The sequence below is a fragment of the Streptomyces sp. NBC_00328 genome (assembly GCF_036139655.1).
GTDB lineage: Bacteria > Actinomycetota > Actinomycetes > Streptomycetales > Streptomycetaceae > Streptomyces.
Map to the genome: position 1 here is coordinate 6,028,886 of NZ_CP108013.1, position 13,805 is coordinate 6,042,690.

Consider the following 13,805-nt stretch of genomic DNA (forward strand, 5'->3'; position numbering starts at 1 on the left):
GTCACCGTTCGGGGGAGCCCCTTCGCCCTCTCCACCCCGGCGCCGGCTCACGGTGGGCGACGGCGATACTGAACGCATGAAGCTCAGCCGCCCCGTGTCCTGGTTCCTGCTCGCCTTCGGGGTGTGGAGTTGGGTCATTTGGGTCACTTTCGCTAAGAATCTCTGGGAAGACGCCAGTGGGCTCGCGTTCGACGACGCGGGTGATCCGACGGCGTACTTCTGGGTGCACCTGACGCTCACCGTCGTGTCGTTTGTCCTTGGGACGGTCGTCGGGGTCATCGGGTTGCGCGGCGTACGCGCTTTGCGCCAGACGTCATAACGGGGGATACGACGTCATGGTCATCTTGTTCGTGTCGGCGGGTGTGGCCGCGCTGACCGTGCTCGGCGGGCTGCACTGGTACGCCTGGCGCCGGCTGGTGCGGGACACCACGAGCGGCCCCGGAGCGGTCCGCCGGCTGGGCACGGCCCTCTTCGTCGCCGGGCCGCTGCTGATGGTCGGTGCCATCGTGAGCGAGCGGGCGGGCGCTCCCTTCCCGCTCCAGCAGACGCTGTCCTGGCCCGGCTTCCTGTGGATGCCGCTGGGGCTCTACCTCGTACTGGCGCTGCTGGCCGGGGAGTTCGTACGGCCGGTCCTGCGGCGGGCCCTGGAGCGCCGGGCCGCCCGACACGCGGAGAGCGGCGGGGCCGCGTCCCCCGCCGCGACCGGGCCCGTGGCGTCGACGGAGCCGGCCGGATCGGTGGCGTCGACGGCACCGGACGGATCGACGGGGCCCGCGGAACCGGCTGAATCGGGGGGATCCACGGAACCGCCCGAATCGACGGGACCCGCGGAACCGGCTCCATCAGCAGGACCCGCGGCACCGGCCGATGCACTGGGACCCGCGGAACCGGCTGATTCAGTGGGACCCGCGGAACCGGCGGGAGCCGTCCGGTCGCCGTCGCGGCGTCTGTTCGTCTCGCGGGTCGTGGGTGGCACGGCCGCGGCCGTCGCCGTGGGGACCGTGGGGTACGGGACCTACGGCGTGCTGCGCGGGCCGGGGGTGAAGCGGGTCACCGTACCGCTCGCCAAACTGCCCCGGTCCGCCCACGGATTCCGGATCGCCGTCGTGAGCGACATCCACCTCGGGCCGGTGCTCGGACGCGGATTCGCCCAGCGGGTCGTCGACACGATCAACTCCACCCAGCCCGACCTGATCGCCGTCGTCGGTGACCTGGTCGACGGCAGCGTGAAGAACCTCGGCCCCGCCGCCGCACCCCTCGCCGGGCTGCGCGCCCGGCACGGCTCCTACTTCGTCACCGGGAACCACGAGTACTTCTCCGGAGCCGAGCAGTGGATCCGGGAGGTGCGGGAGCTGGGGATCCATCCCCTCGAGAACGCGCGGACCGAACTGGCCGGATTCGACCTCGCGGGCGTGAACGACCTCCAGGGCGAGAGCGAGGGGCAGGGACCCGACTTCGGCAAGGCGCTCGGAGACCGCGACACGACCCGAGCCTGTGTGCTCCTCGCACATCAGCCGGTGCAGATCCATGATGCGGTGCGCCACGGGGTCGACCTCCAGTTGTCCGGACACACCCACGGCGGACAGCTGTGGCCGGGCAACCTCATCGCGGCCGCCGCCAATCCGACGGTCGCCGGCCTGGAGCGCTACGGCGACACGCAGCTCTACGTCTCCCGGGGCGCGGGAGCCTGGGGGCCGCCGACCCGCGTCGGCGCGCCCTCCGACATCACGGTCGTCGAGCTGGCCTCGCGCGAAGCCTGAGAATCCCCTGTGAAGCGAGGCGGAAAAGATCATTTTCGCCGGTCCTGAGCACTCTTCCCGATTTCCTTCCCCCTGCCGAAACTCCTGTGGTTAGGTGATCCGCGTCACTAGGGGAGTGGCGTGCGGGGCGCCTGGGGAGGGCACCGATGCGATCGGTTCGCTTATGGATACCGGCGGCGCTGCTCGTCGTGGCGGGCGCCGGTGTGGCCGGCTGGCAGCTCATGCCGGCGAAGGAGAACGACAACCGCACCATCACGGTGGGCACCACGGACGCCGTCACCTCGCTCGACCCGGCCGGCGCCTACGACGCCGGGTCCTGGGCCCTGTTCAGCAATGTCTTCCAGTCGCTGCTCACCTTCGAGCCCGGCGGCGCCAAGCCGGTCCCGGACGCCGCCAAGAGCTGCGCGTTCACCGACACGAGGCTGCGCACCTACCGCTGCACACTCCGTGACGACCTCACGTTCCCGAGCGGGCGCACGATGACCGCGGCGGACGTGAAGTTCTCCTTCGACCGCGTCAAGCGCATCAACGAAGAGGTCGGGCCGGCCTCGCTCCTCTCCACCCTGGGCAGCGTGGACGCGAGCGGCCGGACCGTCACCTTCCATCTGTCCTCGCCCGACGCGACCTTCCCGTTCAAGCTGGCCACCGGCGCCGGTTCGATCGTCGACAGCACCCGCTATCCCCGGCGCAGCCTGCGCACCGGCGCCGGTGCCGACGGCACGGGGCCCTACGTCCTGAAGGCGTACACGCGGGGCGTGGAGGCCGTCCTCGCCCCCAACCCCGGCTACGAGGGCGCCGTCGACGGCCTCGGCAAGCCCGTCGTGCTGCGCTACTACGCCAACTCGGGGGCGCTCCAGGTGGCCTGGAAGGCGAAGGAGCTCGACGTCGTGGCCCGTCAGCTCCCGCCCGCCGTGCTCGCCGCGCTCTCGCCGAGCGACCCCGCGCAACGCGTCACGGAGGCCGACAGCGCCGAGACCCGCAACCTCGTCCTCGACGTGCGCGAAGGGTCGCCGCTGCACGACCGGCGGGTCCGGCAGGCCCTCGCCTCGCTGGTCGACCGGGAGACGCTGGTCGACCGGACGTACCGGGGGACCACCGACCCGCTGTACGGGCTGATCCCGGCGGGGATCACGGGGCACGCGACCTCGTTCTTCGACAGCTACCCGAAGCCCGACCCCAAGAAGGCGCGGGCCCTGCTGACCGAGGCCGGGGTCCCGTTGCCCGTGCGCTTCACCTACGGGTTCGCCGAGGGACGGGGTGCCGCGGGCGAGGAGGCGGCCGAGCTCAAGCGGCAGCTGGAGGCGGACGGGCTGTTCAAGGTGACGACCGAGGGGTTCGAGTGGACCGAGTTCCAGAGGAAGTACGCGGAGGGCGGGTTCGACGCCTGGGCGGTCGGCTGGGTCGCCGACTATCCCGACGCGGACACCTTCGGCGCGCCGCTGGTCGGCACCGGCAACAGCATGAAGAACGGCTACACCGACAAGGACGTCGACCGTCTGATCAAGGAGACCCAGCAGGACGCCGACCGAAGCCGTACGGCGGACGCGTTCCGGCGGCTCCAGGCGCAGGTCGCCCAGGACGTCCCGCTGATCCCGCTGTGGCAGCGCAGGGACTACGTCATCAGCAGTGAGGACGTCAGCGGCGGCGAGTACCTGTCCGACGGGACCGGCGTCTTCCGCCTCTGGCAGCTGAGCTGGCTGTGACGAGCGGCCCGGTGCCAGGGGCCCTCGACTCCACGTGCGCGGGCGGCGGTCGACGGCCCCGGCCGTGACCGCCGCCCCGCCGACGCGGAGCCGGTCCTGTCACGGGTGCGGAGTGGATCCGTACGCCGTCAGGAAGCGGTCGCGGAACGAGCTCATCTTCCACACCGGGGCGTCGTGCTCGGGCCGGAGGCCGTCCGTCCAGCCCCAGTCGGCGATCCTGTCGAGCACCTTCGGGTCCTTGGCGACGATCGAGACGGGCACGTCGCGGCTGGCGTGGTCGCCGCTGACCCGGGCGATCGGCTGGTGGTCCCCGAGGTAGATCAGCACGGTGTTCTTGTTGCCGTGCTTCACCAGCCAGTCGATCAGGCTCGTCACCGAGTACGAGATCGACTTGCCGTACTCCACCTTCGACTTCTGCGAGCTGGTGATGATGTCGCCGGGCTTCTTGCCGGCCTTCTGGATGGCGTCGTAGACCGAGCCGTCGCCGACCTGGTCCTCGGGGACCGTCTTGGGAATGGGCGCCCAGGGCTGGTGGCTGGAGGTCAGGATGATCGTCGACATCAGCGGCTTGTCGTGCTTCTTGCCGTGCACCAGGCGCTCGAACGCGGTCAGGGCGTACTGGTCGGGCATGGTCGACCAGCTGAACTTCGGCCCCTTGTAGCCGAGGTGGAAGGCGTCGTAGAGCTTGTCGATGCCGTAGAACTTCTGCTCGGGCCAGCCCTTCTGGATCCCCGGCATGACGCCCACGGTGTCGTAGTCGCCGGTCTTCTTGAAGGCGCTGATCAGGCTGAGGTGGTCGCCGGAGGTCACGGTGCGGTAGCGCTGCTGGTTGTTGATCCACAGACCCGACAGGAACGTCGAATGGCCGAGCCAACTGCTGCCGCCGTACGTCGCCGAGGTGAGCCAGCCGCTCTTCGCCGCGAAACCGGCCTGGGTCAGCTTCTTGTTCTCCGCGGTCAGTGTCGCGTCGACGTCCGGTGCGATGACCGGGTCCTCGACGGCGCTGCGGCCGTAGCTCTCGATGAACGTGACGATCATGTCCTTGCCGCGCAGATCGGTGAGCATCTCGTCGGGCGGCGTGTTCGCGAAGTCGTCCTTCTTGGCGATCTTGGCGAACTCGGCTTCGTCCCGCAGGGTGTTCCGCACCCGCGCCGCCCGGTCCTGGACGACCAGCGCGGTGTGCTCGGAGGCGATGGGCACCCCGGTGTACTGCACGCCGAGCGCCGCGCAGGTGACCCAGGCCATGGCCAGGACCAGGGTCGTGCGGGTCGCCGTCTCGGTGTTCCTGGCCACCAGGTTGCCCAGCCGGACGACCGACAGCGTCATGAGCACCAGGATGGCGATCACGAGCGCCACGGCCAGCGCCGCGATGCCGAGCGCGCCGCCGTGGCCGAACGTGTCCTGGAGGTAGGCCTGCGCGTCGCTGAACAGCGACCAGTCGAGGACGACGTTGAAGCCGCGTCCGAGGTATTCGTTGAAGCCGATGTCGAGGATGTTCAGGACGGTCAGCACGCCCAGGGCCAGACCGGCGGCCACCGACAGCGCGATCCGCGGCCGGCGGGGCAGGACGATCAGCAGGGCGGCACCGAAGATCGCCTCCACCGGGAGCCGCAGGAATTCCGCCGGACGGAAACTGCCCGCCTGGCTCGGCATCAGCAGCGCGAACAGGACGAGCGCGGCGGCGGCGAGGGTGGTCGTCCAGGCGAGGGTGCGGGCGGTGACGGGATGCCGGTCCCGCCAGCCGCGCCACCGGCCGCGCACGGGCGGCTCGTCTCCCGGAGGCTCCTCCCCGCCACCGTCCCCGTCCCCGGCGGCCACGCCTGGCACCTCCTCGGGCGAGACCGAGGACGACGGCGAGGGCGACGACGAGCCCGCGTCCGCTGCTTCGTCCGAGGCGGCGTCCGCGTCCCCGCCGACCGCACCGGGTGCTTCGGTCTCGGTCTCGGCCCGGACTTCGCTCCCGGCCGCGGCGGCGGACGTTCCGCTGCCGGTTCCCGCGGAGTCCGTCCCTTCGCCGGGGACGGCCTCCGCCGGCTTCTCCCGCGGGTCCTCGGAGCCGATCGAGGTGGCCCCCTCGGTCACGGCTGCCTCGGGGGCCGCCCCAGCCGCTGCCTCTCCCTCACCCGAGGCGGCGGCGTCCTCATCCGCGTCTGTGTCCGTGCCGGTGCCGGTGCCGGTGCCGGTGTCCGTGTCCGCGAGCGGCTCCGGTGTCGGCTCTTCGCGCGGAGGCGCCGCGTCCGTGTTCGGCAGCTGTCGAGAGCTCGTGTTGAACGACAACCCGGCGGTCCTTCCGTGCGATGCGCGGTGGCGGCGTGGCGGGTCGATCGAAGCGACCGACGCGCCCTCGTCGTGGTGTACGGGGCCGCGGCGGCCCATGTTCAACCGCCTCGGTCAGCTTCTGCCCAAGTCTGTTTCCGCAGGTCACAGCGGTACATGAGGAGGTTCCCGGCCGGCACGGCAGGCTCTGGAGCGACACCGGCCCCGCCTGGCCACCCTCACCCCGCCCGCGCCGCCGGTCCCGCCGCGTCGGCGTCGTACCCGCATCCCCGCCGTATCCCTGCCGCAGGCTCCGCAGGACCCGCCGGTTCCGCCGTGGAGGCGCCCGCTTCCTCAGCGCACCGGCAGCGTCACCGTCACCGCCAGACCCTCGCCGGGAGCCGTCCGTACCGTGACGCTCCCCCCGTGGGCCCTCACCACGCCCTCCACGATCGCCATGCCGAGCCCGCTGCCCGCACCGCGGCCGGCCCGGAAGAAGCGGTCGAAGACGCGCGCCGCGTCCTCCTCCGCGAGTCCGGGCCCCTTGTCGGCGACGCACAGCCGCAGCACGCCGTCCGAGCGCTCCAGGCCGAGCCGCACGGGTACGTCGCCGGGTGTGTGGGTGCGTACGTTGCCCACGAGATTGCCCAGCACCTGCCGCAGCCCCGACTCGTCGGCCCGCACGAGCAGCGTGCCGTCGGCGTCCACGGTCACCGGGCGGCCGGGCTGCTGGGCGCGCAGATCCGCGGCCGCGTCCCGCACGAGCCGGCTCAGGTCGACGTTCCTGAACCGCAGTTCGGGCCGCTGGTCGAGGCGGGCCAGGGTGAGCAGCTCGTCGACCAGCCGGCCCATGCGGTCGGTCTCCGCGTTCATCCGGTCCCAGGCCCGTCTGCGCTCGACGGGATCGGTCAGCATCCCCTTCTCGTAGAGCTGGAGGTAGCCGCGGATCGCCGCCAGGGGGGTGCGCAGTTCGTGCGAGGCGTCCCCGACGAACCGGCGGAGCTGGGCGGCGCTGTCCTCGCGCGTCCGGTAGGCCGACTCGACCTGGTGCAGCATGGAGTTGAGTGCGAGCCGGAGCTGTTCGACCTCCTGGGTCGGATGATGGCTGGAGGGGACGCGCCGGGTCAGATCGCCCTCGGCGATGGCGGACGAGGTCTCGACCATGGCCTCCAGCGGCAGCATCCGGCGGCGCACGCTGAACATCGTCAGACACGCGAGGAGCGCCAGCAGCAGGGTGCCCACGGCCAGATCGAGCTTGAGCGCCTTCGCGATGCCCTTGTGCAGTCCGTCGGTCGAGCTGCCGAACAGGACGTAGGTCCCGTCGGCGAGCCGCGTCCCGGTCGCCCGGTAGTCGGCGCCGCGCACGGTGATGTCACGTGGGTCGACGGCGCGGGCGAGGCCGCCGGGTTCGCCCACGGCGGCGGCGAACGCGCGCTGGGTGTCGGTGGGTTCGTAGCCGGCCACCGCGACGGCCCGGCCGCTCCGGTCGACGGCCGCGAAGATCGATTCCGGCTTCGACGACTCGTCCGCGGCGGGTCCGATCCGCTCGTGCACGAACGCGAGGGCGCTCAGCGAGTCGATCTGGCGCATGGTGAGCTGCGAACCGCCCAGTGAGTCGCGGGTCTTGATGAGCTGGGCGTCCACCTGGTCGAGCAGATAGTGCCGCATGCCCATCAGGCTCACGGCGGTCGCCACCACGATGCCCAGGGCCAGCAGTCCCACGTTCGCGATCGTGAGCTTGCCGCGCAGCGAGTGGATGCCGTGCCTGTGGCGCGTGGGGCGGCAGCCGGGCGGGACGGGCGCCTTCACGCGAGCCCGTATCCCACGCCCCGGCGGGTCTGGATCACCGGTGGGCCCAGCGGTTCGAGCTTGCGCCGCAGGTAGCTGATGTACGTCTCGACGACCGTCGATTCGGCCGGGTGCTCGTACTGCCAGACATGGCGCAGGAGTTGCTCCTTGGGCACGATCCGGCCGCCGTTGCGGACGAGGAAGCGCAGCAGCGCGTACTCGGTGGGGGTGAGTTCGACCGTGGTGCCCGCGCGGTGGACGCGGTACGTCGTCTCGTCCAGCTCCAGGTCGCCGTAGCGCAGGGGCGGGCGCTGCGGCAGGACGTCGTCGGACCGGGTGCGGCGCAGGACGGCGGTGATGCGGGCGACGACCTCGTCGATGTTGAACGGCTTGGTGATGTAGTCGTCGCCGAAGCCGAGCGCGCCGACGATCTCGGCGGGCGCGTCCCGCGCGGTGAGGAAGACGACGGCCAGGTCCGGCTGCCGCAGGCGCAGTTCACGGCCGAGCGCCCGGCCGTCGCCGTCCGGGAGCATCACGTCGAGCAGGGCCGCGTCGGGGCGGGTGCGCTCGGCGAGGGCGAGCGCCTCGCGGACGGTTCCCGCCGCCATCACCTCGAAGCGGTGGTAGCGCAGCGCGATGGTGAGGACGTCCGCGATGCTCGGCTCGTCCTCGACGACGAGGACGGTGGCTCCGTCGTGTGCGGTCATGTCCCCAGTATCGGCGGGGTCGTTGACGGTGAGGGCCGTTCGCGTCTTGGAGTTGCTTGAGAGTCATGGGCGGGTCGTGTCCACCCGCGCGCGTGACCGCGAATCCTGGTGCCAGGACCTGGGGGACCGACCGACTAAGGAGCGTTGAAGTGGCGGTATTGGCACGGTGGTGCTATCGGCACCGGCTGGTGGTCCTGTTGCTGTGGGTGGGTGCGCTGTTCGGTCTCGGCTTCGCGGCGACCACCGCGGGCACGGACTACGCGAACGTGTTCTCCCTTCCGAACACGGACTCCAAGCGTGCGTACGACCAGATGGAGAAGGCCTTCCCGGACAGCTCGGGGGACACCGACACGGTGGTGTGGAAGGTCGCGGACGGCACGGTCCGGGACGCCTCGGTGCGTTCGCGGATCCAGCCCGTGCTGGACGAGATCGCCGGCATGAAGGGTGTGGGCCAGGTCGCGGGCCCCTACCAGGGTGAGCGGGGCGCCGCGCAGATCAGCCGGGACGGCACGATCGCGTACGCCCAGATCACCTTCGCCGAACAGGCGAACGCCGTACCCAAGGAACTGGTGCAGGACGTCGTCGACACCGCGCAGAGTGCCGAACGGGCCGGACTCCAGGTGGAGTTGGGCGGACAGGCGATCCAGCGGGTCCAGGAGCCGCCCACAGGGCTCGCCGAGATGGTCGGCATCCTGGCCGCGGCCCTCGTCCTCTTCCTCGCCTTCGGTTCCCTCTTCGCCATGCTGCTGCCGATCGGCATCGCGGTCTTCGGGGTCGGTACGGGGCTGTTCTCCACGCAGTTGCTCAGCCACACCACGGACATCCCGGACCTGGCCCCGCTGCTGGCCACCCTGATCGGCCTCGGCGTCGGCATCGACTACGCGCTGTTCATCGTCACCCGGCACCGGCGCGGGCTCCTGCGGGGCCTGGAGTCCGAGGAGTCGGCGGTCGTCGCCCTCAACACCTCGGGCCGGGCGGTGCTGTTCGCTGGCGGCACGGTGTGCATCGCGCTCGCGGGCATGCTGGTGACGAACCTGCGTTTCCTGGACGGCGTGGTCATCGGCACGTCCCTGACCGTCGTGTTCAGCGTGCTCGCCGCCACCACGTTGCTGCCCGCGCTCCTCGGAGTCCTCGGCACCCGGGTGCTCAGCCGCCGCCAGCGGCGCAAACTGGCGGAGCGGGGCCCGGAACCGGAGCGGGCGAGCGGGGCCGCGGCACGCTGGTCGATGAGCGTGCAGCGTCGCCCCCGTACGATCGCGGTCCTCGCGCTGGCCGTGATGGCGGTCCTCGCCCTCCCCGTCCTGTCGCTGCACCTCGGCGCCACCGACCAGGGCAACGACGACAGCACGACGACGACCAGGCAGGCTTACGACCTGCTCGCCGAGGGTTTCGGACCCGGCTTCAACGGCCCCTTGCAGGTGGTCGTGACCGGCGGTGACACCGACGCCCTGGCGAAGAGCATCGGCGGCACGCCCGGGGTGGCCGCGGTCGCCGCGCTGCCGCCCGCCAACGGCGTGACGGTGATCCAGGTGGTGCCGACGACCTCCCCGCAGTCGGTGAAGACCGACGACCTCATCGACACCCTGCGGGACCGGGTGATCCCGGACGCCGGGGCGAGCGCCCACGTCGGCGGCGTGACCGCCGTGTCGAAGGACTTCGCCACGATCACCGGCGACCGGCTGCCCTGGTTCGTCGCCACGATCATCGGCCTCGGCTTCCTGCTCCTGCTGATCGCCTTCCGTTCCCTGGTGGTCCCGCTGACGGCCGCCCTGATGAATCTGATCGCGGCCGCCGCGTCCTTCGGCGTCCTGGTCGCGGTCTTCCAGTGGGGCTGGGGCCTGGAACTGCTGGGTCTCGGCAAGGAGGGTCCGATCAACGCCTTCCTGCCCGTCATCATGCTCTCGCTGCTGTTCGGCCTCTCCATGGACTACCAGGTGTTCCTGGTGAGCCGTATGCACGAGGAATGGGTGCACACCAAGGACAACGCGCGCGCGGTGCGCGTCGGGCTGGCGGAGACCGGCCGGGTCATCAACTCGGCCGCCCTGATCATGGTGTGCGTCTTCCTCGCCTTCGTCCTGAGCGGTGACGCGGGAGCGGCGATGGCGGGTGTCGGCCTCGCGGCCGCGGTCGCCCTGGACGCCTTCATCCTCCGTACGGCCCTGGTCCCCGCCGCGATGCACCTGCTCGGCAACTCCAACTGGTGGCTGCCCGCGGCCCTGGACAAGCGGCTGCCGCATCTGGCGGTGGAGCCCGCCGAGGAGCCGTCCGGTGACGCGGCGCCGGCCGGCGGCGGGGCCTCGGCCGTGCACGGGTTCGTCCGTGACGCGGAGGGCGAGGCGGTCGACGGGGCGGTCCTCACGCTGCTGTCCAAGGGAGGCCGCCAGCTGGACCGGGTGACCTCGCTGGCCGACGGTTCCTACATCGTCTCGGTCCCGGCCCCGGGGACGTATCTGCTGTCGGCGACGGCCCGTTCGTACGGGACGCGGGCACACCACGTCATCGTCACGGACGAGCCGCTGGTGCACGACGTGGAGCTGCTCCAGGGAGAGGTGGACGCCGACGCGGTCAACTGAGGCCGCCGGACGCCGGATCTTCCCGGCGCGGGGGGCGTCCGCCTCGGCGGGCGCCCCTCAGTCCGTTTCCACCGCCGGGTCGGCCGGGCCTCGGTCCGTCTTCTTCGCCGGGTCGGGCAGCGCCTTCGTCATCCCCGGCAGGAAGTCCGTGAACAGTTCGTGCACCTCGTGGACGAGGGGCCGCAACAGCCGGAAGCGGGCCAGTGAGACGCCGCGCGCCGTCAGACGCGCGCCGCGCTCGGCGAGCCGGTAGCTGCGCTCGCGGCTCTCGGTGCGGTCGAAGACCCAGTACAGGACGAGCCCCATCTGGGAGAGCCACATCAGCTCGGGCAGCACCTCGCGCAGTTCCTCCGGCACCTTGGTCTTCGCCCCGGCCAGCACTTCCTTGTGGACGCTGATGGCCTCCGCGCGCGCGTGCTCCGACTCGGGGGAGAAGGGGCTGAGCGGACTGTCCGGGTCGGCGGCGTTCTTGAAGAACTGCACGGCGAACTCGTGGTACGGCGTGGCGATGTCCAGCCACATCTTCAGGACACCGCCGAGGCGGGCCTCCAGGTCCGTCTCGCGGTCCAGCACCTCCCGGACCGCCTCCCGGTGTTCGGCGGCGATCCGGTCGTAGAAGCCCTGGATCAGGTGTTCCTTGCCGGCGAAGTAGTAGTACGCGTTGCCGACGGAGACCCCGGCCTCCTGGGCGATGGCGCGCATCGTCGTCTTGTCGTACCCCCGTTCCTGGAAGAGCCGCATCGCGGTCTCCAGGATCAGGGCCCGGGTCTGTTCGCTCTTCGCCGGGCTCTTCGCCTCCTTGCCCGGGGACTTGGCGGGTTCGGAGGCCGCGGTGGGCTCGTCGGGCTCGGAGGACCCGATGGGGCCGGGGCTGTCTGTCGGTGCTGGCACGGGACGAGCCTAACGAGTGGGAACGGTCGAGCATTCGCCGCTGTCGCAGGCGGGGGGTGCGTACGTCCATCCCGCGGCCGGGTCGTAGCTCCACCCGTCGCCCCAGTGGTACGAGCCACCACCCCATCGCCCCTGGGACGTCCGGGTCGACGCCTGCGCCTCGCGCCACTTGGCGGCGGCGAGGGTCGCGCCCCTGGCCAGCCTCGCCCCCGTGGGAGTGCTCAGCCGATGGGCCAGCGCCCGGTACTCGCGCAGCGCCCACAGGGTGACGATCCAGGCGGCGGTTCCCTGGTAGACCTGCCCGGCGTCCCCCACGACGGTGATCTCGTCCAGGGTGGCGCGGTGGTCGAGCCGCGGGTAGCTCCGGGCGGCCTCCTCCGAACCGGCCGGCACGAACCGCAGCGGTACGAGCTGCGCCTGCCCGGCGAGCCAGTTCTTCAGGAAGGCGCACAGCGAGCAGTGCGCGTCGTAGAGGACGGTGAGCCCGAGGACCGGGACGCGTGCCGCGTCCCGGTCCCGGGTGGCCGATGCGCCGGTCACCGGTCTCACGCCCCGGCCGCGGGGGCGGCCCAGTCCGTCGGCCGCACCGGCGGAGTCTGCTCGCGCTCCATGACACCCCGCCGCCGGATCTTGTTGAGGGCGTAGACGTTGCCCAGGTGCATGACGCCGAGCACCAGCAGGACGACCCCCAGCTTGGTCGACAGGGCCTCGAAGATCTCGCGGGCGTCGGTGATCTCGTCGCTCTGGTGCAGATAGAGCGCGACGAAGCCCAGGTTGACGAGGTAGAAGCCCACCACCAGCAGGTGGTTGACGGCGTCGGCGAGCTTCTCGTTGCCGTGCAGGACGTCCGACAGGAAGATCCGTCCGTTGTGGCTCAGCGTGCGCGCCACCCAGACCGTCAGCGCGATGCTGACCAGCAGATAGATGACGTAAGCGACGACTGTGAGGTCCATGTCCCCACCCCTTCTTGAACGCGTTCAAAACGCTGTCTGGGATGAATGTAGACCTCTTTTTGAACATGTTCAAGTCGTATCGGGAGCGGGCGCCGGAGGGCTCGGGCCGCACTGCCTCCGCACGGCGGCCGGGGGTGGGACACGAAGGGCCGCCCCGGCTGTCGCCCCCGCTATCGCCGGGCCCCGCGGGCGAGTTCGGGCCGCTTGGTGTAGTCCGTCAGCCCGATGACATTGCCCCAGGGGTCCGCGAACTCGACCGTCCAGCCGGTGGCGCCGGAGAAAGGCCCGTCGAGGGTCGCGATGCCCGTGGCGGCCAGCGAGCGGGCCGCGGCGCGGGCGTCCGGCACCTCCAGCCACAGTCGCGGCGACGCCCACGGCGGCGGCCGGTGGCTCAGCTCCTCGTCCAGCCGCAGCAGCACCCCGGGCGTCTCCTTGCCCGCCTTCAGCACCGCGATCCCGGCCTCGTCCAGCCGGAACGCCGGCGGAAACCCGGCCCGCTCGTAGAAACCCACGGCCTCGCCGAGATCCCCGACGGGCAACAGCACGTTGTCGAGCCCGAGCAGCTCGAACATCTCCCTTGACGCGTCATCTGACATGCCATCAGGTTAGGAGCGGGCGATGGGGGGCGGGGGAAGGGCTGACCGAGGACCGAGCATGTGATCACCCATTGAGTTGAAACCTCCCCTCCCCGAAGGGAAGAGGATTCCTGGCTCAGGCCGCCTCCTGGAGCAGTGCTCCAGGAGGTCTTACGCCCTCGACGCCAGCCGGGTCGAGACCGGCCCGGAGCAGCACCAAGAACCGGCCCGAGCCGGATGGCATGGTGTTTCCGGTGGATGCGAACACGGGGCCGGACCAGACCTGGTACGAGCCCGAGGACATCCTCCTGGCCGTCGAAGTGGTCTCGCCCGACTCTCGCGAACGCGACCGGGAGGTCAAACCCCGCAAGTACGCCGAGGCCGGGGTCCCGCACTTCTGGCGCGTCGAACAGGACGAGGACAAGGGCCTGCCCGTCGTCTACGTCTACGAGCTGGACCCGGCCACCAAGTCGTACGCCCGCACCGGAATCTTCCATGACCGGCTCAAGGCCACCGTCCCCTTCGAGATCGAGATCGATCTGACGGCCGCCGACAGGCGGAGGGGCGGATCGGAGCCGGTGGCGGACTGAGCTGACGGC

Annotated in this window: 11 protein-coding genes and 1 pseudogene; 5 read left to right on the forward strand and 7 right to left on the reverse strand. The window is 71.1% G+C overall.

Translation table 11 applies throughout. The features are described 5' to 3' along the window. Positions 1-76: 76 nt before the first annotated feature. The 3 genes from OG485_RS26525 to OG485_RS26535 all read left to right on the forward strand — a co-directional run bounded on the left by OG485_RS26525 (position 77) and on the right by OG485_RS26535 (position 3,463). On the forward strand, positions 77-319 hold the full coding sequence (locus tag OG485_RS26525) for an SCO4848 family membrane protein (RefSeq protein ID WP_328449026.1): 243 nt from the start codon (positions 77-79) through the stop codon (positions 317-319). A 16-nt stretch (positions 320-335) separates the two neighbouring features. After that, positions 336-1,760 (forward strand): metallophosphoesterase, encoded by a 1,425-nt coding sequence (locus OG485_RS26530; RefSeq protein WP_328671037.1) that lies wholly within the window; start codon positions 336-338, stop codon positions 1,758-1,760. Positions 1,761-1,906: 146 nt separating this feature from the next. Beyond that, entirely contained in the window at positions 1,907-3,463 is a 1,557-nt protein-coding gene (locus OG485_RS26535) for an ABC transporter substrate-binding protein (RefSeq protein WP_328671038.1), read from the forward strand. Between the two features lie 99 nt (positions 3,464-3,562). Here OG485_RS26535 and OG485_RS26540 read toward each other — a convergent pair whose 3' ends face one another. From OG485_RS26540 to OG485_RS26550, 3 genes are all read right to left on the reverse strand, one after another. Beyond that, entirely contained in the window at positions 3,563-5,224 is a 1,662-nt protein-coding gene (locus OG485_RS26540; protein ID WP_328674659.1) for a sulfatase-like hydrolase/transferase, read from the reverse strand. Between the two features lie 849 nt (positions 5,225-6,073). Beyond that, positions 6,074-7,528 (reverse strand): sensor histidine kinase, encoded by a 1,455-nt coding sequence (locus tag OG485_RS26545; RefSeq protein ID WP_328671039.1) that lies wholly within the window; start codon positions 7,526-7,528, stop codon positions 6,074-6,076. Next, complete coding sequence (locus tag OG485_RS26550; protein WP_328671040.1) at positions 7,525-8,214, reverse strand: response regulator transcription factor; 690 nt, start codon at positions 8,212-8,214, stop codon at positions 7,525-7,527. Before OG485_RS26550 ends, OG485_RS26545 begins: the two co-directional genes overlap by 4 nt. 158 nt (positions 8,215-8,372) lie before the next feature. On the opposite strand from OG485_RS26550, the gene OG485_RS26555 reads away from it, so the two are divergent. Then, positions 8,373-10,787 (forward strand): MMPL family transporter, encoded by a 2,415-nt coding sequence (locus OG485_RS26555; protein WP_328674661.1) that lies wholly within the window; start codon positions 8,373-8,375, stop codon positions 10,785-10,787. A 57-nt stretch (positions 10,788-10,844) separates the two neighbouring features. Here the strand turns inward: OG485_RS26555 and OG485_RS26560 are convergent, their stop codons facing one another. The 4 genes from OG485_RS26560 to OG485_RS26575 all read right to left on the reverse strand — a co-directional run bounded on the left by OG485_RS26560 (position 10,845) and on the right by OG485_RS26575 (position 13,227). Continuing rightward, positions 10,845-11,678 (reverse strand): TetR/AcrR family transcriptional regulator, encoded by an 834-nt coding sequence (locus OG485_RS26560; RefSeq protein WP_328671041.1) that lies wholly within the window; start codon positions 11,676-11,678, stop codon positions 10,845-10,847. A gap of 9 nt (positions 11,679-11,687) precedes the next feature. Next, the gene (locus OG485_RS26565; protein WP_328671042.1) at positions 11,688-12,218 is read right to left on the reverse strand and encodes a thiol-disulfide oxidoreductase DCC family protein; all 531 of its coding nucleotides are present in this window, start codon (positions 12,216-12,218) and stop codon (positions 11,688-11,690) included. Between the two features lie 5 nt (positions 12,219-12,223). Continuing rightward, positions 12,224-12,631, reverse strand: a complete 408-nt coding sequence (locus tag OG485_RS26570) for a hypothetical protein (RefSeq protein WP_328449009.1) — start codon at positions 12,629-12,631, stop codon at positions 12,224-12,226. A 170-nt stretch (positions 12,632-12,801) separates the two neighbouring features. Continuing rightward, positions 12,802-13,227 (reverse strand): VOC family protein, encoded by a 426-nt coding sequence (locus OG485_RS26575; RefSeq protein ID WP_328671043.1) that lies wholly within the window; start codon positions 13,225-13,227, stop codon positions 12,802-12,804. 197 nt (positions 13,228-13,424) lie between these two features. Here OG485_RS26575 and OG485_RS26580 point away from each other — a divergent pair. Then, a pseudogene (locus OG485_RS26580) lies at positions 13,425-13,796 on the forward strand (Uma2 family endonuclease); the annotation flags it as partial. Between the last annotated feature and the right edge of the window lie 9 nt (positions 13,797-13,805).

What these genes read in the sequence shown, in the direction of transcription:
- OG485_RS26550 (WP_328671040.1), bottom strand. Translation starts at nt 8,214, where the DNA reads ATGACCGCACACGACGGAGCCACCGTCCTCGTCGTCGAGGACGAGCCG.
- OG485_RS26525 (WP_328449026.1), top strand. Translation starts at nt 77, where the DNA reads ATGAAGCTCAGCCGCCCCGTGTCCTGGTTCCTGCTCGCCTTCGGGGTG.
- OG485_RS26530 (WP_328671037.1), top strand. Translation starts at nt 336, where the DNA reads ATGGTCATCTTGTTCGTGTCGGCGGGTGTGGCCGCGCTGACCGTGCTC.
- OG485_RS26570 (WP_328449009.1), bottom strand. Translation starts at nt 12,631, where the DNA reads ATGGACCTCACAGTCGTCGCTTACGTCATCTATCTGCTGGTCAGCATC.
- OG485_RS26535 (WP_328671038.1), top strand. Translation starts at nt 1,907, where the DNA reads ATGCGATCGGTTCGCTTATGGATACCGGCGGCGCTGCTCGTCGTGGCG.
- OG485_RS26575 (WP_328671043.1), bottom strand. Translation starts at nt 13,227, where the DNA reads ATGTCAGATGACGCGTCAAGGGAGATGTTCGAGCTGCTCGGGCTCGAC.